General features: G+C 71.9%; 21 protein-coding genes. 6 read left to right on the top strand and 15 right to left on the bottom strand.

Translation table 11 applies throughout. From position 1 onward, the window contains the following. Nucleotides 1-25: 25 nt before the first annotated feature. Nucleotides 26-2,188: an ATP-binding protein gene (locus ACIP9H_RS21110; RefSeq protein WP_401594164.1), complete on the top strand. Its 2,163-nt coding sequence runs from the start codon at nucleotides 26-28 to the stop codon at nucleotides 2,186-2,188. A 94-nt stretch (nucleotides 2,189-2,282) separates the two neighbouring features. On the opposite strand, the gene rpsD is transcribed toward ACIP9H_RS21110, so the two are convergent. Further along, on the bottom strand, nucleotides 2,283-2,894 hold the full coding sequence (rpsD, locus tag ACIP9H_RS21105) for a 30S ribosomal protein S4 (protein ID WP_018564200.1): 612 nt from the start codon (nucleotides 2,892-2,894) through the stop codon (nucleotides 2,283-2,285). A 199-nt stretch (nucleotides 2,895-3,093) separates the two neighbouring features. On the opposite strand from rpsD, the gene ACIP9H_RS21100 reads away from it, so the two are divergent. Next, nucleotides 3,094-3,813, top strand: a complete 720-nt coding sequence (locus tag ACIP9H_RS21100) for a DUF2470 domain-containing protein (protein WP_401594161.1) — start codon at nucleotides 3,094-3,096, stop codon at nucleotides 3,811-3,813. A gap of 31 nt (nucleotides 3,814-3,844) precedes the next feature. Here the strand turns inward: ACIP9H_RS21100 and ACIP9H_RS21095 are convergent, their stop codons facing one another. Genes ACIP9H_RS21095 through ACIP9H_RS21085 form a run of 3 tightly spaced genes read right to left on the bottom strand, consistent with a single transcriptional unit; the run spans nucleotide 3,845 to nucleotide 7,733 of the window. After that, entirely contained in the window at nucleotides 3,845-5,194 is a 1,350-nt protein-coding gene (locus tag ACIP9H_RS21095; protein ID WP_401594158.1) for a replication-associated recombination protein A, read from the bottom strand. Nucleotides 5,195-5,230: 36 nt separating this feature from the next. Further along, the gene (locus ACIP9H_RS21090; RefSeq protein WP_401594155.1) at nucleotides 5,231-5,881 is read right to left on the bottom strand and encodes a vitamin K epoxide reductase family protein; all 651 of its coding nucleotides are present in this window, start codon (nucleotides 5,879-5,881) and stop codon (nucleotides 5,231-5,233) included. 46 nt (nucleotides 5,882-5,927) lie between these two features. After that, complete coding sequence (locus ACIP9H_RS21085; RefSeq protein ID WP_401594152.1) at nucleotides 5,928-7,733, bottom strand: glycoside hydrolase family 15 protein; 1,806 nt, start codon at nucleotides 7,731-7,733, stop codon at nucleotides 5,928-5,930. A 100-nt stretch (nucleotides 7,734-7,833) separates the two neighbouring features. On the opposite strand from ACIP9H_RS21085, the gene ACIP9H_RS21080 reads away from it, so the two are divergent. Beyond that, complete coding sequence (locus ACIP9H_RS21080; protein WP_401594150.1) at nucleotides 7,834-8,640, top strand: SAM-dependent methyltransferase; 807 nt, start codon at nucleotides 7,834-7,836, stop codon at nucleotides 8,638-8,640. Then, nucleotides 8,637-10,763 carry a putative bifunctional diguanylate cyclase/phosphodiesterase gene (locus ACIP9H_RS21075; RefSeq protein WP_401594147.1) on the top strand — a complete coding sequence of 709 codons (2,127 nt, stop codon included), beginning with the start codon at nucleotides 8,637-8,639 and terminating at the stop codon, nucleotides 10,761-10,763. Before ACIP9H_RS21080 ends, ACIP9H_RS21075 begins: the two co-directional genes overlap by 4 nt. Before the next feature lie 725 nt (nucleotides 10,764-11,488). Here the strand turns inward: ACIP9H_RS21075 and hisS are convergent. Both hisS and ACIP9H_RS21065 read right to left on the bottom strand, forming a co-directional pair. Then, entirely contained in the window at nucleotides 11,489-12,751 is a 1,263-nt protein-coding gene (gene hisS / locus ACIP9H_RS21070; protein ID WP_401594144.1) for a histidine--tRNA ligase, read from the bottom strand. Nucleotides 12,752-12,764: 13 nt separating this feature from the next. Beyond that, nucleotides 12,765-13,481, bottom strand: coding sequence for an MBL fold metallo-hydrolase (locus ACIP9H_RS21065; RefSeq protein ID WP_401594141.1), 717 nt, complete (start codon nucleotides 13,479-13,481; stop codon nucleotides 12,765-12,767). Nucleotides 13,482-13,692: 211 nt separating this feature from the next. On the opposite strand from ACIP9H_RS21065, the gene ACIP9H_RS21060 reads away from it, so the two are divergent. Next, nucleotides 13,693-14,523 carry a peptidylprolyl isomerase gene (locus ACIP9H_RS21060; RefSeq protein WP_401594138.1) on the top strand — a complete coding sequence of 277 codons (831 nt, stop codon included), beginning with the start codon at nucleotides 13,693-13,695 and terminating at the stop codon, nucleotides 14,521-14,523. Nucleotides 14,524-14,739: 216 nt separating this feature from the next. Further along, nucleotides 14,740-15,969: a DUF349 domain-containing protein gene (locus ACIP9H_RS21055; RefSeq protein WP_401594135.1), complete on the top strand. Its 1,230-nt coding sequence runs from the start codon at nucleotides 14,740-14,742 to the stop codon at nucleotides 15,967-15,969. 121 nt (nucleotides 15,970-16,090) lie between these two features. Here ACIP9H_RS21055 and ACIP9H_RS21050 read toward each other — a convergent pair whose 3' ends face one another. The 9 genes from ACIP9H_RS21050 to ACIP9H_RS21010 all read right to left on the bottom strand — a co-directional run bounded on the left by ACIP9H_RS21050 (nucleotide 16,091) and on the right by ACIP9H_RS21010 (nucleotide 26,205). After that, the gene (locus ACIP9H_RS21050) at nucleotides 16,091-18,571 is read right to left on the bottom strand and encodes a RelA/SpoT family protein (RefSeq protein WP_401594132.1); all 2,481 of its coding nucleotides are present in this window, start codon (nucleotides 18,569-18,571) and stop codon (nucleotides 16,091-16,093) included. Between the two features lie 239 nt (nucleotides 18,572-18,810). Next, nucleotides 18,811-19,371, bottom strand: coding sequence for an adenine phosphoribosyltransferase (locus ACIP9H_RS21045; protein ID WP_401594129.1), 561 nt, complete (start codon nucleotides 19,369-19,371; stop codon nucleotides 18,811-18,813). A gap of 26 nt (nucleotides 19,372-19,397) precedes the next feature. Then, complete coding sequence (gene secF, locus ACIP9H_RS21040; RefSeq protein WP_401594126.1) at nucleotides 19,398-20,570, bottom strand: protein translocase subunit SecF; 1,173 nt, start codon at nucleotides 20,568-20,570, stop codon at nucleotides 19,398-19,400. Next, nucleotides 20,570-22,330, bottom strand: coding sequence for a protein translocase subunit SecD (gene secD, locus ACIP9H_RS21035; RefSeq protein ID WP_401594123.1), 1,761 nt, complete (start codon nucleotides 22,328-22,330; stop codon nucleotides 20,570-20,572). Before secD ends, secF begins: the two co-directional genes overlap by 1 nt. Before the next feature lie 126 nt (nucleotides 22,331-22,456). After that, entirely contained in the window at nucleotides 22,457-22,888 is a 432-nt protein-coding gene (yajC, locus tag ACIP9H_RS21030) for a preprotein translocase subunit YajC (RefSeq protein WP_401594120.1), read from the bottom strand. A 176-nt stretch (nucleotides 22,889-23,064) separates the two neighbouring features. Then, entirely contained in the window at nucleotides 23,065-24,129 is a 1,065-nt protein-coding gene (gene ruvB, locus ACIP9H_RS21025; RefSeq protein WP_401594117.1) for a Holliday junction branch migration DNA helicase RuvB, read from the bottom strand. A gap of 47 nt (nucleotides 24,130-24,176) precedes the next feature. Continuing rightward, on the bottom strand, nucleotides 24,177-24,788 hold the full coding sequence (gene ruvA / locus ACIP9H_RS21020; protein WP_401594114.1) for a Holliday junction branch migration protein RuvA: 612 nt from the start codon (nucleotides 24,786-24,788) through the stop codon (nucleotides 24,177-24,179). Next, nucleotides 24,785-25,321 carry a crossover junction endodeoxyribonuclease RuvC gene (ruvC, locus tag ACIP9H_RS21015; RefSeq protein WP_360916231.1) on the bottom strand — a complete coding sequence of 179 codons (537 nt, stop codon included), beginning with the start codon at nucleotides 25,319-25,321 and terminating at the stop codon, nucleotides 24,785-24,787. Before ruvC ends, ruvA begins: the two co-directional genes overlap by 4 nt. A gap of 131 nt (nucleotides 25,322-25,452) precedes the next feature. After that, nucleotides 25,453-26,205, bottom strand: a complete 753-nt coding sequence (locus ACIP9H_RS21010; protein ID WP_401594109.1) for a YebC/PmpR family DNA-binding transcriptional regulator — start codon at nucleotides 26,203-26,205, stop codon at nucleotides 25,453-25,455.

The following is a 26,205-nucleotide window of genomic DNA, read 5'->3' as shown; positions in this document are numbered from 1 at the left end:
TATTTGACGATACCCTCCGTGACCCATGCATCATGAGAGGACGCCCGGCAACCTGCCGAGCGAGCTGAACCACTTCGTCGGCAGGCGGCATGAACTCGCCGAGGTGGACCGCCTGCTGGGCACGGCCCGGATGGTGACGCTGACGGGGGTCGGCGGGGTGGGCAAGACCCGACTCGCGCTGCGCGCGGCATCGTCGGCGCGCGGCTTCGGCGCCGGGGTCTGGCTGGCGGAACTCGGCGCGGTCCGGGATCCGGGCCTGGTGGACCATGCGGTCGCCGCCGCCCTCGACCTGACCGACCACACGATGCGCGGCCCGCGGGCCGCGCTCGTCGGCTTTCTGGCCGGCCGCGAACTGCTGCTCGTGCTGGACTGCTGCGAGGGGCAGGTGGACGCGGCCGCCGACCTCGCGGAGGCGCTGCTGCGGCAGGCGCCCGGCCTGAAGGTGCTGGCCACCAGCCGGCAGCCGCTCGGGGTGCCGGGCGAGCACGTGCTTCCCGTGGAGCCGCTCGCCGATCCGCGCGAGGCGGTGGAGCTGTTCGCCGAGCGCGCGACCGCCGCGCAGCCGGGGTTCCGGGTGGACGCCGGGAACCGCCCCGAGGTCGAGGAGCTGTGCCGCCGACTGGACGGCATCCCGCTGGCGCTGGAACTGGCGGCGGGCCGGCTGCGGGCGCTGTCGGTGCGGCAGATCACCGGACGGCTCGACGACCGGTTCCGGTTGCTGACCCGGCGCGGCCCCGGCAGCTCCGGCGGCCCCGAACGGCACCGCGCGCTGCGCACCGCGATCGGATGGAGCCACGAGCTGTGCACCCCCCAGGAACGCCTGCTCTGGGCACGGCTGTCGGTCTTCGCGGGCGACTTCGACCTGGAGGCCGCGGAGTACGTGTGCGCCGGTGCGGAGGTGCCGGCCGAGGGCATGGCCGACCTGCTGGCCGACCTGGTGGACAAGTCGGTGGTGCTGCGCCGCGACGCGGCGGGCGCGGTCCGCTACCTGCTGCTGGACACGGTGCGGGAGTACGGGCTCGGGTGGCTGCGCGCGCTGGGCGAGGAGCAGCGGCTGCGGGGCCGGCACCGCGACTGGTACCTGGGCTTCGCCACCTGGGGCGAGCTGGAGTGGTTCGGCTCCCGGCAGGCGGAGGTCTCGTCGAGCACCGAACGCGAACTGGCCAATCTGCGGGCCGCGTTGGAGTTCTCGCTGGAGGTCCCCGAGGAGTTCCGCACGGGTCAGTACCTCGCGGCGAGCCTGTGGTTCTTCTGGGTCGGCTGCGGCCGGCTCGCCGAGGGGCGCTACTGGCTGGAGCGGGCGCTGACGGCCGACGCCTCGCCGACCGGGCAGCGCGCCAAGGCGCTGTGGGTGTGCGGCTACGTCTCGATCCTGCAGGGCGACGGCACGGCGGCGCGAGGGATGCTCGACGAGTGCCGCGCGCAGGCCCTGGAGACCGGGAACGCCGCCGCGGTCGCGTACGCGGTGCACCGGATGGGCTGCGGGGCGCTGCTCAGTGACGACCTGCCGCGGGCGAAGGCGCTGTTCGAGGAGGCGCTGGGCCACTACCGGACGCTGGGCGAGCTCAACAGCAACGTCATCATGGCCGAGGTCGAACTCGCCATGGCGGTGGCCTTCCTGGGAGACCTGGAGGGCGGGATCGAGCTGTGCGAGCACATCAGGGAGACCTGCGAGGACCACGGGGAGCGCTGGGCGCTGGCGTACGCGCTGTACACGCGGGCGGTCATCGCCTGGTGGCAGGAGGACCCGTGCCTGGCCGCGGAGCTCGCGGCGGAGTGCGTCCGGATCAACCACGCCTTCCGCGACCTGGTCGGCATCGTGCTGGGCATCGAGCTGCTGGCGGCGCTGACGGCCTCGTACGACGCCCAGGAGGCGGCGGTCCTCCAGGGGGCCGCGGGCGGCATCTGGGACGCGGTGGGCCTGCCGGTCTTCGGTTCGCGCTATTTCGGCATCCCGCACAGCCACTGCAAGGAGCTCAGCCGGGCGGAGCTGGGGCGGGCGGGCTACGAGCGGGCCTTCGCGGAGGGCGGCGCCCTGGATCTGGACTCCGCCGTGGCCCGCGCCCTCGACGGGTGCCCGCCGGCGCTCGCGGGCAACCGGAGCCGCCCCCGGGGCCCGGACCCGGTGGGGGACGCCGCCAGGTGTCACCGCGGCACCGCCCGGCCGCGCACGGCGCCGCCGGACTGACGGCGGTCCGCGGCGAACGGCGAAGGCCCGCCGCGCACGCCCCGGGGGGCAGTGCGCGGCGGGCCTTCGTACGACGTGCCGCGAGGGTTTCGCGTCAGCGGGCGTAGTACTCGACGACGAGCTGCTCGTCGCAGATCACGGGGACCTCACGACGGTTCGGCAGACGGTCGAGGCGGAACGCCAGGGCCTGCAGGTTGACCTGCAGGTACTTCGGGGTCTCGCCCTCGCCGGCCCAGCCGCCCTCACGGGCGACCTGGAACGGGGTCTTGGCGCGGGAGCGCTCGCGGACCATGACGACGTCGTCCGGGGTCACGCGGAAGGACGGCTTGTCGACCTTGTGGCCGTTGACCTCGATGTGGCCGTGGACGACCATCTGGCGGGCCTGGTAGATGGTGCGGGCCAGGCCGGCGCGCAGGACGAGGGCGTCCAGGCGGCGCTCGAGCTCGACGATCAGGGCCTCGCCGGTCTTGCCGCTGACCTTGCGGGCGCGGTCGTAGGCGCGGGCCATCTGGCGCTCGGAGATGTCGTACTGGGCGCGCAGGCGCTGCTTCTCGAGCAGACGGACCTTGTAGTCACTGTTCTGCTTGCGGCCGCGGCCGTGCTCGCCCGGCGGGTAGGGACGGGCCTCGAAGTACTTGACGGCCTTCGGCGTCAGGGCGATGCCGAGCGCACGCGACTTCTTGACCTTGGGACGCGACTGGTTCACGTTTCCCGGACCTCCATGTAAGTTAGGTTAGCCTTACCTTAGCGAAGGAGATCGTATGTCTCGCCCTGGGAACACCACGCGCATCACAGACGAAGCCAACGCCGCACAGGGCGCCGTCGACGCCTCATCAGGCGCCGACTTGACGGAGGTCCGATCAGCTCATGGTCAGCCGCGTCCCAGCGGGCATGAAATCGTCCGGTTGCCGTCAGCAGCCGAACGCACACGAACTCTCGTACAGGGTACCGCCTCCGCGGTACTGGTCGTTCCAGGCCTCCCCGCGGACCGCCCGGAGTCGATGATCCCCCTGGAACGCATCGTGGGCACCGACGGCGATCTCTTCCTGCTGCTGCCCGCGGATTCCCCGGCCGTACGGGCCGCCGCGCACGCCGAGGCCGACGAGCTGACCGCTGTGCTGGAGATCACCGATGTGGCTCCCGTGGCGGTGCGCGAACGCATCCGCGGGCGGGCCCGGATCGCGGGGTGGCTCACGGCGGCCCGCGAGCTGCCGGCCCCCGCCGGACGCGTCCGGCTGCGCCTGGAGGTCGGCGAGGCCTTTCTGGACGACCTGTGGGGCGCGGGCCGGGTCGAGCCCGACGACTTCGCCGCGGCCGAGGCCGACCCGCTGATCGCCCACGAGGCGGAACTGCTGCAGCACCTGGCCGCGTCCCACGCCGACCAGGTGGCCTGGCTGTGCGCGCTCGCCGCGGACGCGTCCGGCCGCCGGCGGGCGCCCACCGGTGCGGTGCCGCTGGCACTCGACCGGTTCGGGCTGCGGGTGCGCTTCACCGGGGCGGAGGGGAGCTTCGACGCCCGCTTCGAGTTCCCCGAACCGGTCCGCGGCCACCAGGAGCTGCACCGGGCGATGCACGCGCTGTTCGACGCCGCCGAGGAGGCGGCCGCCGGTCGGCGGGACCGCTGACCGGCCGTCGGCGGGCACGCCGCCCACGCCGCTACTCCCCCGCAAGGCGCTCCCGGACCCGGTCCAGGACGTCGGCGTAGCGCGCCTCCGCGCCGTGGCGCGTGGGCTCGTAGTAGCGCGTGCCGTGGATGTCGTCCGGGGCGTACTGCTGGGCCGCGATGCCGCCGGGCAGGTCGTGCGGGTACAGATAGCCCTTCCCGTGGCCGAGTTTGGCCGCGCCCTTGTAGTGGCTGTCGCGCAGATGCGCCGGGATCGGCCCGGTCTTCCCCGCGCGGACGTCCGCGAGCGCCGCGCCTATGGCCGTGGTCGCGGAGTTCGACTTGGGGGCCAGGGCCAGCGCGATGGTGGCGTGGCTGAGGGTCAGGGCCGCCTCGGGGAAGCCGATCATCGCCACCGCCTGAGCGGCGGCGACCGCCGTCTGCAGGGCGGTCGGGTCGGCGAGGCCGATGTCCTCGCTCGCCGAGATCATCAGCCGGCGCGCGATGAACCGCGGGTCCTCCCCCGCCTCGATCATGCGCGCCAGGTAGTGCAGCGCCGCGTCCACGTCGGAGCCGCGGATGGACTTGATCAGGGCGCTGGCCACGTCGTAGTGCTGGTCGCCGTCCCGGTCGTACCGCACCGCGGCACGGTCGACGGACTCCTCCAGCGTGGCCAGCGAGATCTCCCCCTCGCCCTTGGCGAGGGCCGCGCCCGCGCCGGCCTCCAGGGCGGTCAGCGCCCGCCGCGCGTCGCCGCCGGCGATGCGCAGCAGGTGGGCCTCGGCCTCCTCGGACAGCGTGACGGCGTCCTTCAGGCCGCGCTCGTCGTCGAGGGCGCGCCGCACGAGGCCGCGCAGGTCGTCGTCGGTCAGCGACTCCAGGGTGAGCAGCAGCGACCGCGACAGCAGCGGGGAGATGATCGAGAAGTACGGGTTCTCCGTGGTCGCCGCGATCAGCGTGACCCAGCGGTTCTCGACGGCGGGCAGCAGCGAGTCCTGCTGCGCCTTGCTGAAGCGGTGGATCTCGTCGAGGAAGAGGACGGTGTCCCTGCCGTAGCCGCCGGACTCGCGCTTGGCGCTCTCGATGACCGCGCGGACCTCCTTGACGCCCGCGGTGATCGCCGAGAGCTCGACGAAGCGCTTGTTGGTGGCGTGGCTGACCACGTACGCCAGCGTCGTCTTGCCGATGCCGGGCGGCCCCCACAGGATCACCGAGGAGGGACCGGCGGGACCGCCGCCGCCCTCGCCGACCAGCCGGCGCAGCGGCGAGCCGGGGCGCAGCAGGTGCCCCTGCCCCACGACCTCGTCCAGCGTGCGCGGACGCATCCGTACGGCGAGGGGACTGCCTCCCGGCTCCCTCGACTGACGTTCCTCTGCGGCTGCGGTGAACAGGTCGGGCTCCACGGCAGGAAAGCCTATGTCACCGCACCGACAGCCCGGTCAGAGGAGATGCTTGCTCCAGTACGACCACCAGCGGGTCAGGATCAGCAGGACGAGCACGCCGTACCAGAGCACGGGGACGACCCAGTGGAACTCCAGCACGACGTTGCGCAGGGCCGCCGGTGCCGGGATGATCCGGTGCTTCACGTTGTGCACGAGCGTGTACCAGAACAGCGCGATCGTGACGACCCAGGCCAGCGAGCACCACAGGCACAGCGAACCGATGCTGTACAGCGACTGGTACTGCAGCCACGTGACGAAGCCGACGCCGAAGAGCGTGCCGGCCTGCAGGCCCAGCCAGTACCAGCTGCGGTAGCGGGCCCCGGCGAAGATACCCATGCCGATGGCGATGACCACCGGGTAGGCCACCATGCCGATCATCGGGTTGGGGAAGCCGAAGGCGTGCGCCTGCTCGCTCTTCATGATGTTGCCGCAGGAGATGATCGGGTTCAGGCTGCAGCCGGGGACGAAGTTCGGGTCCTCCAGCAGCTTGAACTTGTCGATCGTGATGACCCACGAGGCGAGCAGGCCGAGGGCACCGCAGACCACGAGCAGCCAGGTGTACGCCCTGCCTGCGCCGATGCGGTCCTGGGCGGGCTGCTCCAGGTCCTCGCCGTCGGTGCGGGTCGTGTCTACCGCCGAAGTCACCATGTCGCCGTTCCGTTGGTCGGGGATCTGCCGCACTGCCCAACGCGTGTCATGCGCGGGAAGTGCCGGGTTCCATGGTGCCGTGTCCCCCGTACGAGGGACAACGAGACAAAGTGAACGCCGTGTTGACGAGCGCTACGTGTGTGAACGCCTGCGGAGTGTTACCGAGGTGCCGCGCCGCGAGCGGATCCCACTCCTCCGGGAGCAGTCCGAGGTCGTTGGCGCTGTCCAGGACACGGGCGAACAGCACCCGGGCCTCGTCCTCCCGGCCCAGCGCGGCCAGGGCGTCGGCCAGCCAGAAGGAGCACGCCAGGAAGGCCCCCTCCGTTCCCGGGACGCCGTCGGGGCCCGTGTAGCGGCGGACGAAGCCGTGCAGGTCCAGCTCGTCGCGGACGGCGTCGACGGTGCGGGCCACCCGGGGGTCGCCGGGCGGCAGGAAACCGGTCTTGACGATGAACAGCGTCGCCGCGTCGAGGGCCCGGCCGCCGTAGTGCTGGACGAAGACCCCGCGCCGCGCGTCGTAGCCGTGGGCGCAGACGTCGGCGTGGATGGCGTCGCGCAGTTCCCGCCAGCGCTCCACCGGGGCGGGCAGTCCCGTGGCCTCGGCCATGCGCACGGCCCGGTCGGCGGCGACCCAGGACATCACCTTGGAGTGCACGAAGTGCCGGCGGCCGCCGCGCACCTCCCACAACCCCTCGTCGGGCTCGCGCCAGTGGCCCTCCAGGTGCGTCAGCATCCTGCGCAGGAAGGCCCACACCTGGCGCTCCATGGGGATGCCGGCCCGCAGCGCCAGGTGCAGGGTGTCGACGACCTCGCCGTACACGTCGAGCTGGAACTGCCCGACCGCGGCATTGCCGAGCCGGACCGGGCCGGAGCCCTCGTAGCCGGGGAACCAGTCGGCGTGGGTCTCGGGCAGGTGGCGCTCCCCCGCCACGCCGTACAGGCTGCGCAGGTCGCCGGGGTCGCCGGCGATCGCCCGCAGCAGCCACTGGCGCCAGGCCGCGGCCTCCTCGCGGAAGCCGCCGCGCAGCAGGGCGGACAGGGTCATGCTGGAGTCGCGCAGCCAGCAGAAGCGGTAGTCCCAGTTGCGGACCCCGCCGATGAGCTCGGGCAGCGAGGTGGTCGGGGCGGCGACGATGCCCCCGGTGGGCTGGTAGGCCAGGGCCTTGAGGGTGATCAGCGAGCGCAGTACGGCGTCCGGGTAGTCGCCCGCGTAGCGGAACCCGGCGGCCCAGTCCTGCCACCGGGCGACGGTGGCGCGCAGCGCGGCCTCGGGGTCGGTACGGTGCGAGGCGCTCAGGTGCGAGGGCTGCCAGGTGAGGACGAAGGGCACCCGCTGCCCCGCCTCAACGGTGGCGTCGGAGCGGGTGCAGCCGTCGGAGCCGTAGGTGTGCACGCCGGGGGTCGCCCGCAGCCAGGCCGAGTCGGGGCCCGCGACCGCGACGCGGTGGTGCCCGGTGCGCCGCACCCAGGGGGCGGTGCGGCCGTAGTTGAAGCGCAGGCGCAGTTCGCTGCGCATGTCCACGGTGCCGCTCAGGCCCTCCACGATGCGGATGAGGTGCGGCGCGCGCTCGCGCTGGGGCATGAAGTCGATCACCTTGACGGCGCCGCCGGCCGTGCGCCAGTAGGTCTCCAGCACCAGGGTGCCGGCGCGGTAGGCGCGGCTCTCGCACTGTCCGCCGCCCACCGGGGCCAGCCGCCAGCTCCCGTGGCGCTCGTCGCCCAGGAGCGCGGCGAAGCAGCTCGGCGAGTCGAAGCGGGGCAGGCAGAGCCAGTCCACGGAGCCGTCCCGGCCGACAAGCGCGGCCGTCTGGAGGTCCCCGATGAGGCCGTAGTCCTCGATGAGCCTGCTCATGGTGAACCGATCACTGCGAGAATACGTACATATAAGACACTAGGGACTTTAGGCTGATCCGGGGAGCCGGGACGTCCGACCGGCTCGGGAGAGGTGCACGATGCAACGTCCGGAATGGGTGCCGGCCGGGACCGACGTGGAGACCCCCAACGCCGCCCGGGTCTACGACTACTACCTGGGCGGGTCGCACAATTTCGCGGCCGACCGCGACATGGCCCGCGAGGCCCTGGCGCTCTGGCCCGACCTCCCGGAGATCATGCGCGCCAACCGCGCGTTCCTGCGCCGGTCGGTGAGTTACGTCGCGGCCCAGGGCGTGAGCCGCTTCATCGACATCGGGTCGGGCATCCCGACGTACGGCGCCGTCCACGAGGTGGCGCGCCCGGTGCGCCCCGACACCCGGGTGGTGTACGTCGACGACGATCCGATCGCCGTGGCGCACAGCCGGCTGATGCTCAAGGACGACCCGCGCTGCGCGATGGTGGCGGCCGACATGACCGACCCCGTCGACCTGCTGTCCCGGCCCGAGATCGAGGACCTGCTGCGGCCGGGGGAACCGGTCGCCGTGCTCCTCGTCGCCGTCCTGCACTTCGTGCCGGACTCGGCCGCGCCCGCCAAGATCGTGGCCACGCTGAGGGAGGCCATGCCCCCCGGCAGCTACCTGGTGCTCTCGCACGCCTCCCAGGAGTCGCGCCCCGAGAAGGCCGCCCCCTTGGAGGCGCTCTACGCCCGGACCGCGACCCCGCTGACCATGCGCACCCGGCAGCAGGTGGCGACGTTCTTCGAGGGCTTCGAGATGGTCGAGCCCGGCATCGTGTGGCTCAACGAGTGGCACCCGGACGACCCCGAGTCGGTCGGACCGCACCCGGAGCTGCTGTCGGGCCTGACCGGGGTGGGGATACGGCCGTGACGGAGCCGCTGACCCCCGTGGGCACCCGCGACTTCACCGAGGCCTGGTACCGGCTGCTCCGCTCCGGCCAGGGGCTGGCCCTGCCGCCGCCGACGCTGGCCCGGGTCGCGGGCCGCACGGCGGAGCTGCTGCGCCGCTCGCTGGCCGGGACCGATGCGGACACCCCGCTGGCCGAGGAGGCCGCGGCCCTGCTGGTGGACGCCCACTTCACCGATCCCGAGATCCTCGCGCACGCCGTCGCCCTGCTGCACACGCAGCGGGCCGCCCCGGGCCGCCTGGCGGCCGTCTCCGGTGTTTTCGCCGCCGGATGGGCGGCGGCCCTGCGCGAGCGGACGCTGCGCGAGCAGGAGGCGATCCAGCGCGCCGCCTTCGACGCCCGCGAGGAGGCGGAACGGGCCTGGCGGGCTTCCGAGGCGCGGTTCCGCGCCCTGTTCGAGCACGCCGCCATCGGCATCGGCATGGCCGATGTGAACGGCACGATCCTCCAGGTCAACCGGGCGCTGCGGGAGCTGTTCGGGACCCGGTCGGAGGACCTGCGGGGCCGGCGGGTCACCGACCTGGTGCATCCGGAGGACGCGCCGGGGGTGTGGGAGGCGTACGAGGACCTGGTGCAGGGGCGGCGGGACCGCTTCACCTGCGACAAGCCGTACTACCGGCACGACGGGGAGGTGGTCTGGACGCATCTGACGGTCTCGCTGATCCGCGGTGAGAACGGCGAGCCCCGCTACCAGGTGGCGATGGTCGAGGACATCACCGACCGGTACCGCCTCCAGGAGCGGCTGCGCCACCAGGCGACGCACGACCCGCTCACCGGGCTGCCGAACCGGGCGGCCTTCTTCGAGCGGCTGGAGGCCCTGTTCGAGGAGCCGCAGCCGGACGCCCGCTTCGGCCTGTGCTACGTCGACCTGGACGGCTTCAAGGTCGTCAACGACAGCCTGGGGCACGAGACCGGCGACCTGCTGCTCGCGGCGGTGGCCGAGCGCCTGGACACCGCGCTCACCCCGCTCGGGCACCTGGTGGCCCGGCTCGGCGGCGACGAGTTCGTGGTGCTGCTGGAGGACTGCCGGGGCGAGGAGGAGGCGGTGGCCGTCGCCAAGCTCGTCCTGACGACCCTCGCCCGGCCCTTCCTGATCGCCGGTCACAAACTGGCCATCGGCGCCAGCGTGGGCGTCCTGGCGCGCACCGTGGCGGCGACCACGCCGGGCGCCGCGGTGCGCGCGGCCGATCTGACGCTGTACCGGTCGAAGGAGTCCGGGCGCGGCCGGTGGACGCTGTTCGACCCGACGCAGAACGCGCGCGCGGTGAGCCGGTACGCGATCTCCGTCCGGCTGCCGGTGGCGCTGGACCGCGGCGAGTTCTTCGTGGACTACCAGCCGCTGTGCGCGCTGTCCGACGGCAGCCTGGCCGCGGTCGAGGCCCTGGTGCGCTGGCGCCATCCGCAGTTCGGGGTGCTGGGCCCGGACGAGTTCGTGGCGACGGCGGAGGAGACCGGGCTGATCATGCCGCTGGGGCGGTGGATCCTGGAGCGGGCGATCGGGCAGGCCGCGGAGTGGGTGCGCCGGTTCGGGGACGCGGCACCGCAGATCAATGTGAATCTGGCGGTGCGTCAGGCACGCAACCCGGGGCTGGTGAACGACATCACGCGCATCCTGGACAACAGCGGCCTCGACCCCCGCCGGCTCCAGCTGGAGATCACCGAGAGCGCGGTCATCGGCCCCGAGGACGAGTCGCTGCGCGCCCTCCAGGCACTCGCCGACGCCGGTGTCTCTCTGGCGGTGGACGACTTCGGCACCGGCTGGTCGAACCTCGCCTATCTGCGGAACCTCCCGGTGTCCGGGCTGAAGATCGCGGGCACCTTCGTGTCGGACACCCACCAGCACGGGTCGGAGGAGCCGGTGGGCTGGCGGATCGTCGGGGGGCTGGTGTCGCTGGCGCACGCGCTGGGCCTGACCGTCACCGCGGAGGGCGTGGAGACCCCGCAGCACGCGCGGTGGCTGCGCTCGCTGGGCTGCGACTGGGGGCAGGGGTGGCACTTCGGCCGGCCCGTTGCGCCGCAGGAGATCGCCCGGAGAATCACCGAAGGTCACTCTGCGTACCCCATGAGCAAAAGCGAGGCAAAGTAAGGGCCGAAATCTTGACTCTGCGTGAGGGCCGCGAGTTAGATGAAGTTCCGGAGGCGATTGATCCGGATCATCCGGTTTCGTGGTGTTACGCGGCCGGTGACGGTTCCCGCCTCACGGTGGACGCTCCGGCGTCCCGGATCGAGAACACCGTCCCGCACCGTCCCACACCGTCATGGACCGCCCTCATGGCAGCTGAACCCGTCACCGGCACCACCGCGCGGACCGCCCGCCTCGCGGCATCCTCCGCCGGCCGGCCCGCGCCTCGTGAACGACGGTTCCCGGCCCTCACCGGGACACCGGACCACCTACTTCCCCGCCCGGGCGGGGAACCAGGCCACTCCTGGGTACCGCCCGCGGCGGGGAAGCGATGAGCGGCGCCGACCGGCGCACCCGCGCGGCCTGCCCCTGCCCCGTCGCCCGCGACTCGCTCTACACCCCTGCCCGCGTCGTCGAACCGGATCCGACCGCCACCGGCGAACACCACTCGCCGGGTGGTACGGGACCGCTCGGTGCCGCCGACACGGACAGACGCGTGTTGGCGTGGGAGCGACTGCATGGACACCCGCTCGGGACGGCCACTTCCCACGGTACGCCCGGCGCTCCCGCCGGACCGTGCCGCGCGCCGGCCGACGCCGCCCGTCGCGAACCCCTCATGTGCGGCTCGCGTGCGCCGACGGCCCGCGGTCCGGCCCCGGGCGCACCGGCCGGACCGCGTGGCGCGCGGGTCAGGCCAGCCGCTCGCGCAGGGCGCCGACGATCCGGTCGACCGGCACGGCGGTCTGCTCCCCGCTCTCCAGGTCCTTCAGCTGCACGACGCCCTCGGCGAGATCGCGCTCACCGGCGACGATCGCGAACCGGGCGCCCGAACGGTTGGCGGACTTCATGGCGTTCTTCAGGCCCTTGCCGCCGAAGGCGAAGTCCGTGGCGACACCGGCCCTGCGCAGCCCGGTGACCGCGCCGAACAGCACCCGGCGCGCCTCCTCGCCCATCGGCACCGCGAACACCTGCGTGGGCGCGGGCAGTTCGAGCTCCACGCCCTCGGCCTTCAGCGCCAGAACGGTGCGGTCCACGCCGAGCGCCCAGCCCACCGACGGCAGCGCGGGGCCGCCGATCATCTCGGACAGGCCGTCGTAGCGGCCGCCGCCGCCGACCGCGGACTGCGAGCCCAGACCGTCGTGGACGAACTCGAAGGTGGTGCGGGTGTAGTAGTCCAGACCGCGCACCAGCTTGGGGTCGTCCTCGTACTCCACGCCCGCCGCCGTCAGCAGTTCGCGCACCTGCTCGTGGTAGGCCTTGCAGGCCTCGCACAGGTGGTCGCGCATCATCGGGGCGCCGACGAGCTGCTTCTGGACGCTCTCGCGCTTGTCGTCCAGCACGCGCAGCGGGTTGATCTCGATGCGCCGGCGGGTGTCCTCGTCGAGGTCGAGGGCGCGCAGGAAGTCCTGGAGCGCGGCCCGGTAGACCGGACGGCACTCCTTGTCGCCCAGTGAGTTGAGCAGCAGGCGGAAGGTGCGCAGTCCGAGCGACCGGTACGCGTCCACGGCCAGGATGATCAGCTCGGCGTCCAGCACCGGGTCCTCGGCGCCGATCGCCTCCGCGCCCACCTGGGAGAAGTGGCGGTAACGCCCGGCCTGCGGACGCTCGTAGCGGTAGTAGGAGCCGGAGTACCAGAGCTTGACCGGCAGGTTGCCGGTCTTGTGCAGATTGGCCTCCAGCGCGGCGCGCAGCACCGAGGCGGTGCCCTCGGGGCGCAGCGCGAGGTGCGTGCCGCCCTTGGTGGTGAGGGTGTACATCTCCTTGGTCACGATGTCGGTGGACTCGCCGACACCGCGCGAGAACAGCTCCACCGTCTCGAAGCCGGGGGTCTCCACATAGCCGTAGCCGGCCCGCCGCAGCGGCGCGGCGATCGCCTCGCGTACCGCCAGGAACACGGCGGAATCGGGCGGCAGAAGGTCGTACGTGCCCTTGGGGGCCTTGAAAGTGCTCACAGGAAGTCTCTCGTCACATTCCTCGTCGCGGAGTCGCCGTCCGTCCGGCGTCCCCGAGGCCGCGGGCCAACTCCGCGAGATACGGATTGGAGGCGCGCTCACGGCCGATGGTCGTCTGGGGACCGTGACCGGACAGCACCACGGTCGAGTCGTCGAGCGGCAGGCACACACGTGCCAGCGACGCCAACAGCTCGTCCGTGTCACCGCCGGGCAGGTCGGTGCGTCCGACGGAGCCGGCGAACAGCAGGTCGCCCGAGAAGAACACCGAGGGGATCTCGGCGGTCTCGGGAAGCCTGAAGGCCACCGACCCCTTGGTATGGCCGGGCGCGTGCGCCACGGTCAGCTCCAGACCGGCCAGCTCCAGGCTGCTGCCGTCGGAGAGCTCCCTGACGTCGTCGGGCTCCCCGATGGTGAGTTCACCGAGCAGTTGGGCACCGATGGAACGTCCGAGGGCCTTCTCCGGGTCGTCCAGCATGTAGCGGTCGCGGGGGTGGATCCAGGCCGGGACGCCGTGCGCCCCGCAGACCGGAACGACCGAGGCCACATGGTCGATGTGGCCGTGGGTGAGGATGACGGCGACGGGCTTGAGACGGTGTTTGGCGAGCGTGTCCTCGACACCCTGGGTCGCTTCGTGACCCGGGTCGATGATCACGCACTCCTCACCGGCGGCGGGGGCCACCACATAGCAATTGGTGCCCCAGGCCCCGGCGGGGAACCCGGCAATGAGCACGTTCGTCCTTCTGTCGGCTGTCGTTCGCGGCAGGTCGTGCCGCCCGAGGGCGACGTCCTGAGCCTACCGGCGTGAACGCGGCCATCGCGAACCAGTAACGTCGCTGGACTGTGGGCGTGGCGGAAGCGAAGATCGGCCACGACGTACCAAGCAGAGACAGACGTACAGGCACACTCGACAGTTCGAGCAGAGGGCATCGGGAGACGGCTCAGTGGTCACCAAGGATCAGCGGCGGCGCCAGCTCGCCCGGGAGAAGTTCGAGCGGCAGCAGGAGCGCCGGGTGGGTGCGCGCAACCGCGCACGGCAGCGCAACACGGTGATCGCCGTCGTCGTGGCGGTCGTCCTGGCGGCCGGGGCCACGGCCTGGGCCGCCGGCGCGTTCACCGGCGACAGCAAGCAGGACGAGGCGGCCGCCAAGGCGTCCCCCAGCGCGGCGGCCAGCAGCGCGCCCAGCAAGGCGCCCGACCCGTGCGCCAAGCCCGCCGAGGGCGCCCCCGGCACCGAGCAGTGGAAGAAGGAGCCCGCGGTCACCGTCGACGCGGCCAAGAAGTACACCTTCGATCTGCAGACCACCTGCGGCGACATCGCTCTGGACCTCGACGCGAAGAACGCGCCGCACACGGTCAACTCCTTCGCCTTCCTGGCCGGCAAGGGCTACTTCGACCACACCAAGTGCCACCGGCTCACCACCTCCGGCATCTACGTGCTCCAGTGCGGCGACCCGACGGGCTCCGGCTCCGGCGGTCCCGGCTACACGATCCCGGACGAGAACCTGAAGGCGACGTCGGTCGCCAAGGGCACGTACCCGGCGGGCACCGTCGCGATGGCCAACACCGGCCAGCCGCACACCGGTGGCAGCCAGTTCTTCCTCGTCTACCAGGACAGCCCGCTCCCGCCGACCTACACGCCGTTCGGCACGATCACGGCCGACGGCATGGCGGTGCTCAAGAAGATCGCCGCAGCCGGGGACTCCACGGGCGCCGGTGACGGCGCCCCGAACGCGACCGTGGTGATCAACAAGGCGACGGTCAGCGCGTCCTGAGCCGCGTCCCCGCACCCGCTCGGTGAATTCGCGGGTGCGGGATGCGGACAGCCGGGCCACCGGTCGCCTATGTTGGCGTTGTGTAGGGTGCCTGCGCCGACGGCCGCACCGCGCGAGCGGGCCCGTCGGGACCGGCCAGGGCACGGCCCGGCCGGATGGAACTGTGGACGATGCCGTGTGCCGTGAAGAGGCCGGGCATCACGTGGAGGAGGCGCTGTGAGCAGCGACCCGTGGGGCCGCGTCGACGAGACGGGGACCGTGTACGTGCGTACGGCCGAGGGCGAGCGTGAAGTCGGCTCGTGGCAGGCGGGCTCCCCCGAGGAGGCGCTGGCCTACTTCGAGCGGAAGTACGAGGGTATCGTCGTCGAGATCGGCCTCCTCGAACGCCGGGTGAAGACCACCGACCTGTCCGCCAAGGACGCGCTGACGGCCATCGAGCACCTGCGCACCGCGGTGACCGAGGCGCATGCCGTCGGCGACCTGGCGGCGCTGGGCGAGCGGCTGGACGCGCTCACCGCGCTGGTCGACTCGCGCCGTGAAGAGCGCAAGGTGGCCAAGGCCAAGGCCTCCGAGGAGGCGAAGACGGCCAAGGAGGCCCTGGTCGTCGAGGCGGAGCAGCTGGCCGAGAGCGAGCAGTGGCGTTCCGCCGGCGAGCGCCTGCGCGCGCTCGTCGACACCTGGAAGGGCCTGCCCCGCCTGGACCGCAAGACCGACGACGAGCTGTGGCACCGCTTCAGCCACGCCCGTTCGGTCTTCTCCAAGCGCCGCAAGGGGCACTTCGCGCAGCTCGACGCGCAGCGCGAGGAGGCCAGGCAGCACAAGGAGAAGCTGGTGGAGGAGGCGCAGGCGCTGTCCGGCTCCACCGACTGGGGTCCGACCGCGGCGCGCTACCGCGAGCTGATGACCGAGTGGAAGGCCGCCGGCCGCGCGCAGCGCGAGGCCGAGGACGACCTGTGGAACCGTTTCCGCGGCGCCCAGGACGTCTTCTTCGCGGCCCGCTCCGAGGTCTTCGCGGAGCGGGACACCGAGCAGCGCGAGAACCTCACGCTCAAGGAGGAGCTGGCCATCGAGGCCGAGAAGCTGCTCCCGGTGACCGACCTCAAGTCGGCCCGCGCTGCGTTCCGAGGCATCAACGAGCGCTGGGAGGCGATCGGTCACGTGCCGCGCGACGCCCGGCCCCGGATCGAGGCCCGCATGCACGCGGTCGAGCGCGCCATCCACGACACCGAGGAGTCGGAGTGGCGGCGCACCAACCCCGAGGCGCGGGCCCGGGCGGCGGGTCTGACCGGCCAGCTCCAGGCCGCTGTCGACAAGCTGCGTGATCAGATCGAGAAGGCGGGCGCCGCGGGGAACACCGCCAAGGCCGAGAAGCTCCAGCGCGAGCTGGACGGCCGGCAGGCGCTGCTCGACCAGGCGCTGAAGTCCCTCGACGAGTTCAGCGGCTGAGAGCCGTCCCGGCCGGACCGGCCGGCAAGCCCGCAGGGCCCGTACGCGGTCGCGTACGGGCCCTGCGGGCTGTTGCGGTCCTCCCCCGGGGCCGCGGGCTTCCGGGGCCCCGGGGAGGCCGTCAGCGCTGCCGTGCCGAGGTGACCCGGTAGACGTCGTAGACGCCCTCCACGCCGCGGACCGCCTTCAGGACGTGGCCGAGGTGCTTGGGGTCGCCCATCTCGAACGTGAAGCGGGAGGTGGCGACCCGGTCGCGGGAGGTCTGGACGGCCGCGGACAGGATGTTGACGTGCTGGTCGGACAGCACGCGCGTGACGTCCGACAGCAGGCGGGCGCGGTCCAGGGCCTCGACCTGGATGGCGACCAGGAAGACCGACGACTGCGTCGGCGCCCACTCGACGTCGATGATCCGCTCGGGCTGCTGCGACAGCGCCTCGACGTTGACGCAGTCCGCACGGTGCACCGAGACGCCGTTGCCACGGGTGACGAAGCCGATGATCGGGTCGCCGGGCACCGGGGTGCAGCAGCGCGACAACTTGACCCATACGTCCCGCTCGCCCTTGACGATCACACCCGGGTCGGCGGCCGACCGCCGCTTGGTGCGGCTCCGCGAGGGCATCGTGATCTCGGCGATGTCCTCGGTCGCGCCCTCCTCGCCGCCCAGCGCCTCGACGAGCTTCTGCACCACCGACTGCGCGGTGATGTGCCCCTCGCCGATCGCCGCGTACAGCGCGGAGATGTCGGGGTAGCGCATCTCGTGGGCCAGGGTGACGAGCGAGTCGCCGGTGAGCACGCGCTGAATCGGCAGGCCCTGCTTGCGCATGGCCCGCGCGATGGCGTCCTTGCCCTGCTCGACGGCCTCCTCGCGGCGTTCCTTGGAGAACCAGGCGCGGATCTTGTTGCGCGCCCGCGGGGACTTGACGAAGCCGAGCCAGTCGCGGGACGGGCCCGCGCCGGCGGCCTTGGAGGTGAAGACCTCCACGGTGTCGCCGTTGTCGAGGGTCGACTCCAGCGGCACCAGGCGGCCGTTGACGCGCGCGCCGATGGTCCGGTGACCGACCTCGGTGTGCACGGCGTACGCGAAGTCGACCGGGGTGGCGCCCGCGGGAAGTGCGATGACGTCGCCCTTGGGCGTGAAGACGAAGACCTCGTTGCGGGACAGGTCGAAGCGCAGCGACTCCAGGAACTCGCCCGGGTCCTCCGTCTCCTTCTGCCAGTCCAGCAACTGCCGCAGCCACGCCATGTCGTTGACCGCGTCGTCCTTCTTCGCGGACTTCGGGCTGTCGGTACGCACCTTGGAGGCGCCGGCGACGGCCTCCTGCTTGTACTTCCAGTGCGCCGCGATGCCGTACTCGGCGCGGCGGTGCATGTCGAAGGTGCGGATCTGGATCTCGACCGGCTTGCCGCTGGGCCCGATGACCGTCGTGTGCAGCGACTGGTACATGTTGAACTTGGGCATCGCGATGTAGTCCTTGAACCGCCCCGGCACCGGGTTCCACCGCGCGTGGATGGTGCCCAGCGCCGCGTAGCAGTCGCGGACGGTGTCGACCAGGACCCGGATGCCCACCAGGTCGTAGATCTCGGCGAAGTCGCGGCCCCGCACGATCATCTTCTGGTACACGCTGTAGTAGTGCTTCGGGCGGCCGGTGACGGTCGCCTTGATGCGGGCCGCGCGCAGGTCCTGCTGCACCTGGTCGGTGACGACCGCCAGGTACTCGTCGCGCTTGGGGGCGCGCTCCGCGACCAGGCGCACGATCTCGTCGTACATCTTGGGGTAGAGGATCGCGAACGCGAGGTCCTCCAGCTCCCACTTGATGGTGTTCATGCCCAGCCGGTGCGCCAGCGGGGCGTAGATCTCCAGCGTCTCGCGGGCCTTCTTCTCCTGCTTTTCCCGCTTGAGGTACCGCATGGTGCGCATGTTGTGCAGGCGGTCGGCGAGTTTGATCACCAGGACGCGCGGGTCCTTGGCCATCGCCACGACCATCTTGCGCACGGTCTCGGCCTGCGCGGCCTCGCCGAACTTGACCTTGTCGAGCTTGGTGACGCCGTCCACCAGCAGGGCGACGGAATCGCCGAAGTCGCGGCGCAGCGCGTCCAGGCCGTACTCGGTGTCCTCCACCGTGTCGTGCAGCAGCCCGGCCATCAGCGTGGCCGGGTCCATGCCGAGCTCGGCGAGGATCGTCGTCACCGCGAGCGGGTGCGTGATGTACGGGTCGCCGCTCTTGCGCTTCTGGCCGCGGTGCCAGCGCTCCGCCACCTGGTAGGCGCGCTCGATCTGGCGCAGCTGCGACGTGTCGCCCTTGGGGTCGTTGCTGCGCACTATGCGCAGCAGGGGCTCCAGCACCGGGTTGTACGGGCTGGACCGCTGCACGCCCAGCCGGGCGAGACGGGCGCGGACGCGGTTCGAGGAGGTCGCGGGCCGGTTCGGCGCCACGCTGCCGGGCGTCCGCACGGGGCGGGCCCCCGGTGTCGCCGGCGGGGCCTTGGGAGCGGTGCTCTCCGCGGGGGCGGCGGGCGCGGCGGAAGGAGCCGCGGAGACGGAGGACGCCTCGCGTCCCTCCGCGGCGGTCTTCGGCTGGGTCGACCTGGCCTCGTCTTGCAAGGGCACTCCTTCTGGGCCCCTCCTGTCCGAGAACGGGCAAGGAGGGAGAGTCCGGTACACCATGGTAGCGATGTGACCGGGGGAACCGCGTCCTGTCCCGTCCCTCCCGTCCCGCAGCACGGCAAAACGGGCCCCCGCGGGGGCGAGGAGGAGGCCCCTCCCGGGCGGCACCCCTCCGGAAACGCCTGTGGTGGCCGGCCGGCCGGGCGGGCCCCACAGGGACGGAGCAAGAGCCGCGCTCAGACGGCGATCAGGACCTCCAGCGGGGCCCCGGCCAGGGACGGGGCGAGGCGCTCGCGGCCGCCCAGGAAGCCGAGCTCCAGCAGGACGGCGACACCGGCGACCTCGGCGCCGGTACGGCGGACGAGGTCGAGGGAGGCCTCGGCCGTCCCGCCGGTGGCGAGGACGTCGTCGATGACAAGGACCCGGTCGCCGGCTCCGAACGCGTCCTGGTGGACCTCGATCTCGGCCGTGCCGTACTCCAGCTCGTACCGCTGCCCGTGCGTGGCCGCCGGGAGCTTGCCCGCCTTGCGGACGGGGACGAAGCCCAGTCCGGCGCGGGCCGCGGCTGGGGCGGCGAGGATGAACCCGCGCGCCTCCAGCCCGACGACCTTGTCGGCGCCGTGCCGGATGCAGACCTCGGCGAGGGCGTCGACCAGGGCGCCGAAGGCGACGGGGTCGGCGAGCAGCGGGGTGATGTCCTTGAACATCACCCCGGCCCTGGGGTAGTCGGGCACGTCCCGGATGCGGCTGAGCAGCAGGCTGCGCAGCTCGCCCCGGGCGGCGTCCGTTGTCGTCATCAGTGGTGTTCCTCGGTGCTTCTGCTTCAGCGGCGCTTGCCGGACGGGCGGTTGCGGCCCCGGTTGCGGGACGGCGACTCGCGCCGGCCGCCGGAGGCCCCGGCGGTGGCGGCGTGCGGGTCGTCGTCGCCGTGGTCACCGTGATCGCCGTGGTCACCGCCGCCGTGGTCGCCGTCGGCCGGGCCGTGCGAGTCCTGCGGGTCGTCCCCGCCCTGCTCGCCACGGCGGGCGTCGGCCGCGCGCTTGGCGAGCACCCGCTTGCGCAGGGCCTTCATCTCCGGGTCGCGCTCCTTGAGGTCCGCGACCAGCGGGGTCGCGATGAAGATCGAGGAGTACGCACCGGCGGTGAGGCCGACGAAGAGCGACAGCGCGATGTCGTTGAGCGTGCCCGCGCCGAGCAGACCGCCACCGACGAACAGCAGGCCGGCGACCGGCAGCAGCGCCACGACCGTGGTGTTGATCGACCGCACCAGGGTCTGGTTGAGGCTGCGGTTGGCGAGCTCGCTGTAGGTGTAGCGGTTCTGCTTGGTGATGTCCTTGGTCGTCTCCTTCAGACCGTCGAAGACGACGACGGTGTCGTAGAGGGAGTAACCGAGGACGGTGAGCAGACCGATCACCGTGCCGGGCGTGACCTCGAAGCCGACGATCGCGTAGACGCCGATGGTGATCGTGAGGTCGTGCAGCAGCGCGATCAGGGCGGCCACGGCCTTGCGCCACTCGAAGGCGATCGCCATGTAGATCGTCACGAGGACCATGAAGATCACCAGGCCTTCGAAGGCCTTCTTGGAGATCTCCTCGCCCCAGCTCGGACCGATGATCTGCGGGTCGATGTCGGCCGGCTTGATGTCCAGGTCCTTGGCGATCTCGCCCTGGTACTGCTTGGCCTCGTCGAGCGTGATGTCGCTGATCTGGATACGGACGCTGCCCGTGCCCAGCTTCTGCACCAGGGCCTGGTGGTCGCCGGAGTCGCCGTCGATCCGGTCCTGGACCTGGGACACCGACATCGAGGTCTTGGGCGTGGTGAAGACCGCGCCGCCGGAGAACTCGATACCGAGCTTCAGGCCGTTGACGGCCAGACCCAGGATCGCGGCGACCGTGATCAGGATCGAGACGCCGTACCAGAGCTTGCGCTTGCCCACGAAGTCGTAGGCGATCTCGCCCCGGTGCAGGCGGTGCCCGAGGTTTCCGAGCCGGGACATCAGGCCTCCTTGACGTCGGTACGGCCCGCGGGGCGGCGGGTGCGGCGCAGCGGGGGTGTGACGCCCAGGGCGCGCGGGTCGAGTCCGGACCAGGGGTGTCCGCCTGCGTAGAACTTCTTGCGCGCGAGGATCGTCATGAGGGGCTTGGTGAACAGGAAGACCACCGCGACGTCGAGCAGCGTCGTCAGGCCGAGGGTGAAGGCGAAGCCCTGCACCTTGCCGACCGAGACGATGAACAGGACGGCGGCGGACAGGAACGACACGAAGTCCGAGACGAGGATCGTGCGCCGGGCGCGCGGCCATCCGCGGGCCACGGCGGGCTGCAGGGAGCGGCCCTCGCGCAGCTCGTCACGGATGCGTTCGAAGAACACGATGAAGGAGTCGGCGGTGATACCGATGGCGACGATGGCACCGCAGACCGCCGGCAGGTTCAGCGCGAAGCCGATGGCCGGGCCGAGCAGCGTCATGATCTCGTAGGTCAGGATCGCCGAGACCACGAGGCTGAGGATCGCGACGAAGCTCAGGCCCCGGTAGTACGCGATCAGGTAGAGCATGACCAGCACGAGGCCGACCGCACCGGCGATGATGCCGCCGTGCAGCTGCTCGCCGCCGACCGCCGCGGAGACCTTGGTGACGTCGGACTTGTCGAAGGTCAGCGGCAGGGAGCCGTAGGACAGGACGTTGGCCAGGTCCTGCGCGCTCTCCTGGGTGAAGCTGCCGTAGATCTCGGCGCTGCCGCTGAGGGTCTGGTTCACCGAGGGGGCGGAGACGACCTCGTTGTCCAGCACGATCGCGAACTGGTTGTTCGGCTGCTGCTGCTGGGACAGGACCGAGGTGATCTTCGAGAAGTCCTTGGAGCCGGCGCCGTCGAACGACAGGGTGACGACCCAGCCGTTGCCGGTCTGGGTGTCGTACTGGGCGGCGGCCTTCTTGACGTTCTTGCCGTCGACCGCGGACGGGCCCAGCGCGTACTTGGCACGGCCGTCCTGGCTGCACGCGACGATCTTGTCGGTCGGCTTGGCCTTCAGGTTGAGGTTGGCGCGGGCTTCCTTGTCGGAGCAGTCCAGCGCCGCGAGCTTCGCCTGGAGGTCGGCCGGGATCGAGGTGTCCAGCGTGCTGCCCGGGGCGGGCGGGGCGGCCGGCTCACTCGCCGGCGCCGTCGGGGCCTGCGAGGCCGGGGCGGACGGCGTGGAGGACGAGCCGGACTTCAGCGCGTCGGTGACGGCGCGGCCCTGCGTCGTGGCGCTCGAGCTCGGGGAGCTCGTCGTCCCGGCCTTGGCCGTCGACGAAGGCGAGGCCGGCGACGACGCCTTGCCCGTGGGGCTGGACGAGGGGGAGGGCGGGGCGGCCGGGGTGCCCGCCACCTCGGCGAGCACGGGGCGGAAGAAGAGCTGGGCGGTGGTGCCCACCTGCTTCTCCGCCTGGTCCGCGTTCGTGCCCTTGGGGATGTTGACGATGATGTTGCGATCGCCCTGCGTCTGGACCTCGGCCTCGGACACACCGAGACCGTTGACACGCCGCTCGATGATGCCGACGGCGGTGTCCATGTTGGTCTTGTTGATCGCGTTGGTCTGATCGCTCTTGGCCGTCAACGTGATGCTCGTGCCGCCGGCGAGGTCGATGCCCAGCCGCGGCGTCGTGTGGCCGGAGAGGAACATCCCTCCCGTGAGCGCCACGATGGCCAGCAGGATCACTGCCAGCGCCCGCCCGGGGTATCCCTGGCTCCCCGAGGGCTTGCGGCCCCTCTTCGGTGCTGCCACCTTCTCGATTCTCCCTGTCCAACCGCCCTGCGGACCTGCGCTCGCAGCAGGGCGGCACGATGTGTTGTACGGACGTGCCGACGCGTGAAACGTACCTGCCCCGGGTGTCGTCCCGGGGCGGTGGCGTTACTTGGAGTCGGTGCCGTCCGTCTTGGGGGCGTCCTGTGCCTTGGCCTCGTCGGTGGACTTGGCGAGGTCGACGCGGTCCTCGTCCTCGGCGGAGTCGTCGCCGTGCTCGGCGTCGGTGGCCTCGAACTGCGGCTCGGGCTCCGGCTCGATGCCGTGGACGATGCGGTCGTACTCGGCCTGGTCCAGCACGGCGGCGATGGCGTTCTTCGCGAAGTGCGCGTGCACGCCGTCGGCCAGCTCGAGCAGCACCGTGTCGTCGTTGACCTCCTTGACGACCGCGTACATACCGCCGATGGTGCGGATGCCCGCACCCGGCGCCATCTGGTCGCGCATGTTCACGGCCTGGCGCTGCTTGTTCTTGGCGGAGCGGGTCATCAGCAGCATGACACCGATGATCAGAACGAAAGGCAGAAGCTGGATGAGGTTCATGGTGTCAGGACGGTCCTTCGCACGGCCGCGGTGGCCTCGTCTACGGGATCTACGGGATCTACTCGATTGACTCGTCGTTCCGAGGGACGACGTCGGCGGAGTCTAAGCGTTCGTTCGCCGCTGGAACAACGCCAAGCATTACACCGTGGTTCCTGCGGCGGCGAGTCTCCCCGCCGTCAAGGGCCGAACAGCCCGTCTTGCCCGGGTCCGGCGCCCTGCGGGGGCACGAGTCCAAGGTGTGCCCACGCGGCGCGCGTGGCCACGCGGCCGCGCGGCGTACGTGCCAACAGCCCCTCGCGCACCAGGAACGGCTCGGCCACCTCCTCCACCGTCTCGCGCTCCTCCCCCACGGCCACCGCCAGTGTCGACAGCCCCACGGGGCCCCCGCCGAAGAGCTTCAGCAGGGCCTGCAGAACGGCCCGGTCCAGGCGGTCCAGGCCGCGGCCGTCGACCTCGTAGACGTCCAGGGCGCTGGCGGCGATCTCGCGGGTGACCCGGCCGTCCGCCTTGACCTGGGCGAAGTCCCGGACACGGCGCAGGAGTCGGTTGGCGATGCGCGGGGTGCCACGGGAGCGGCCGGCGATCTCGGCGGCGCCCTCGGCATCGATGCCGACGTCGAGGAGCCGGGCGGAACGGTGGATGACGCGCTCCAGTTCGGCCGGGGCGTAGAACTCCATGTGGCCGGTGAAGCCGAAGCGGTCGCGCAGCGGCGGGGGCAGCAGTCCGGCCCGGGTGGTGGCGCCGACCAGGGTGAACGGCGGCAGTTCCAGGGGGATCGCGGTGGCGCCGGGGCCCTTGCCGACGATCACGTCGACGCGGAAGTCCTCCATCGCCATGTAGAGCATCTCCTCGGCGGGCCGCGACATCCGGTGGATCTCGTCGAGGAAGAGCACCTCGCCCTCCGCGAGGGAGGACAGGATCGCGGCCAGGTCGCCCGCGTGCTGGATCGCGGGGCCCGAGGTGATGCGGATGGGAGCGCCCATCTCGGCCGCGATGATCATCGACAGCGTGGTCTTGCCGAGCCCGGGGGCGCCGGAGAGCAGCACGTGGTCGGCGGTCCCACCGCGCTGGCGGGCGGCCTTGAGCACCAGGTCCAGCTGCTCGCGGACCCGTTCCTGCCCGACGAACTCCTCCAGCGCCTTGGGCCGCAGCGCCGCCTCGACGGCCTGGTCCTCGCCGTCGGCGTCGGCGCCGACCAGACGGTCGGCGGTGGTCGGTACGGACTCGTCGTCCCAGTTCACTTCGGTGCGCCTTACGGTCAGCGGCCCGCGGTCGGCGGGCGGGGAGGTCAGCGGGTCCGGTTCAGGGTCTGCAGGGCGGCCCGCAGCAGCGCGCCGACGTGCGGCTCGGCACTCGCCTCGGCCTGCGGTGCGACGGCGGCGACGGCCTCCTCGGCCTCCCGGGGCTGGTAGCCGAGGCCGATGAGCGCGGTGTGCAGCTGCTCGCGCCAGGAAGCGGGCCCGGCCGCCACGGCGGGGCGGCCGGCCGGGCTGCCCACGGGGGCGCCGAGGCGGTCCTTGAGTTCGAGCAGCAGGCGCTGCGCGCCCTTCTTGCCGATGCCGGGCACCGCGGTCAGGGCCTTCTCGTCGCCCGTGGCGACCGCGACGCGCAGCGCGTCGGGGCTGTGCACGGCCAGCATCGCCTGGGCCAGCCGGGGGCCGACGCCGCTGGCGGTCTGCAGCAGTTCGAAGACCTGGCGCTCGTCGTCGTCGGCGAAGCCGTAGAGGGTGAGGGAGTCCTCGCGGACGACGAGCGAGGTGGCCAGCCGGGCCGGCTCGCCCAGCCGGAGCGCGGCCAGGGTGCCCGGGGCGCACTGCACGGCCATGCCGATCCCGCCGACCTCGATGACCGCGGTGTCGGGGGCGAGGGCCGCGACGGGCCCGCTGACGAAGGCGATCATGACGTGCGCTCCTGGATTCGTGCTCGGGCGGCCGCGTGCGCCTGCTGGAGGCGGTTGGTCGCGGTGCCGCGCCAGATGTGACAGATGGCCAAGGCCAGCGCGTCGGCGGCGTCCGCGGGCTTCGGCGGGGCGTCCAGCCGCAGCAGCCTGGTGACCATGGCCCCGACCTGGGCCTTGTCGGCCCGGCCGCTGCCGGTGACGGCGGCCTTGACCTCGCTCGGGGTGTGCAGGTGCACCGGCAGGCCGCGGCGCGCGGCGCACAGGATGGCGACCGCGCTCGCCTGCGCCGTGCCCATCACGGTGCGGACATTGTGCTGGCTGAACACCCGCTCCACGGCGACCGCTTGGGGCCGGTGCTCGTCCAGCCAGGCCTCGATGCCGCGTTCGACGAGGACGAGGCGTTCGCCGATGTCCGCGTCGGCGGGGGTGCGGACGACCCCGACTCCGGCCATCCGCAGGGGTGTTCCGGGGGCGCCGTCCACCACGCCGATACCGCACCGGGTCAGTCCCGGGTCCACGCCGAGCACACGCACCGCGCCCCTCCCTCCTTCGGTCAGCCGTTCAGCCGTTCCTGGAGGTTATCGGGTGGCACCGACAACGACGGCGGCCCGGTGGGGGTGTGTCCCCACCGGGCCGCCGCCCGGGCCGTGTGCGCCGCGCGGGCTCAGACGTCGACCTTCTCCATGACCTCGTCGGAGACGTCGAAGTTGGCGAAGACGTTCTGCACGTCGTCGCTGTCCTCGAGCGCGTCGATGAGCTTGAAGATCTTCCGGGCGCCCTCCTCGTCCAGTTCCACCTGCATGGTGGGGACGAAGTTGGCCTCCGCGGAGTCGTAGTCGATGCCCGCCTCCTGGAGCGCGGTGCGGACCGCGACGAAGTCGGTGGCCTCGCTCAGCACCTCGAAGGACTCACCGAGGTCGTTGACCTCCTCGGCGCCCGCCTCCAGGACCGCCGCGAGCACGTCGTCCTCGGTGAGCCCGGCCTTGGGGACGATCACGACGCCCTTGCGGTTGAACAGGTAGGACACCGAGCCCGGGTCTGCCATGGAGCCGCCGTTGCGGGTCATCGCGACGCGGACGTCGGAGGCGGCACGGTTGCGGTTGTCGGTGAGGCACTCGATGAGCACCGCGACACCGTTCGGGCCGTAGCCCTCGTACATGATCGTCTCGTAGTCGGCACCGCCCGCCTCGAGACCGGCACCGCGCTTGACCGCGCTGTCGATGTTCTTGTTGGGCACCGAGCTCTTCTTCGCCTTCTGGATGGCGTCGAAAAGGGTCGGGTTGCCGGAGATGTCGGCACCGCCGGCGCGTGCCGCAACTTCGATGTTCTTGATCAGCTTCGCGAAGAGCTTGCCGCGCTTGGCGTCAACCACGGCCTTCTTGTGCTTCGTCGTAGCCCATTTAGAGTGGCCGGACAT

Origin of the sequence: Streptomyces sp. NPDC088732 (genome assembly GCF_044751205.1) — a bacterium.
GTDB lineage: Bacteria > Actinomycetota > Actinomycetes > Streptomycetales > Streptomycetaceae > Actinacidiphila.
This window is presented reverse-complemented; position numbering and strand designations above follow the sequence as displayed.

What these genes read in the sequence shown, in the direction of transcription:
- ACIP9H_RS21110 (WP_401594164.1), top strand. Translation starts at nt 26, where the DNA reads ATGCATCATGAGAGGACGCCCGGCAACCTGCCGAGCGAGCTGAACCAC.
- ACIP9H_RS21090 (WP_401594155.1), bottom strand. Translation starts at nt 5,881, where the DNA reads ATGGTGACTTCGGCGGTAGACACGACCCGCACCGACGGCGAGGACCTG.
- ACIP9H_RS21085 (WP_401594152.1), bottom strand. Translation starts at nt 7,733, where the DNA reads ATGAGCAGGCTCATCGAGGACTACGGCCTCATCGGGGACCTCCAGACG.
- ACIP9H_RS21080 (WP_401594150.1), top strand. Translation starts at nt 7,834, where the DNA reads ATGCAACGTCCGGAATGGGTGCCGGCCGGGACCGACGTGGAGACCCCC.
- ACIP9H_RS21045 (WP_401594129.1), bottom strand. Translation starts at nt 19,371, where the DNA reads ATGACGACAACGGACGCCGCCCGGGGCGAGCTGCGCAGCCTGCTGCTC.
- secF (WP_401594126.1), bottom strand. Translation starts at nt 20,570, where the DNA reads ATGTCCCGGCTCGGAAACCTCGGGCACCGCCTGCACCGGGGCGAGATC.
- yajC (WP_401594120.1), bottom strand. Translation starts at nt 22,888, where the DNA reads ATGAACCTCATCCAGCTTCTGCCTTTCGTTCTGATCATCGGTGTCATG.
- ruvA (WP_401594114.1), bottom strand. Translation starts at nt 24,788, where the DNA reads ATGATCGCCTTCGTCAGCGGGCCCGTCGCGGCCCTCGCCCCCGACACC.
- ACIP9H_RS21010 (WP_401594109.1), bottom strand. Translation starts at nt 26,205, where the DNA reads ATGTCCGGCCACTCTAAATGGGCTACGACGAAGCACAAGAAGGCCGTG.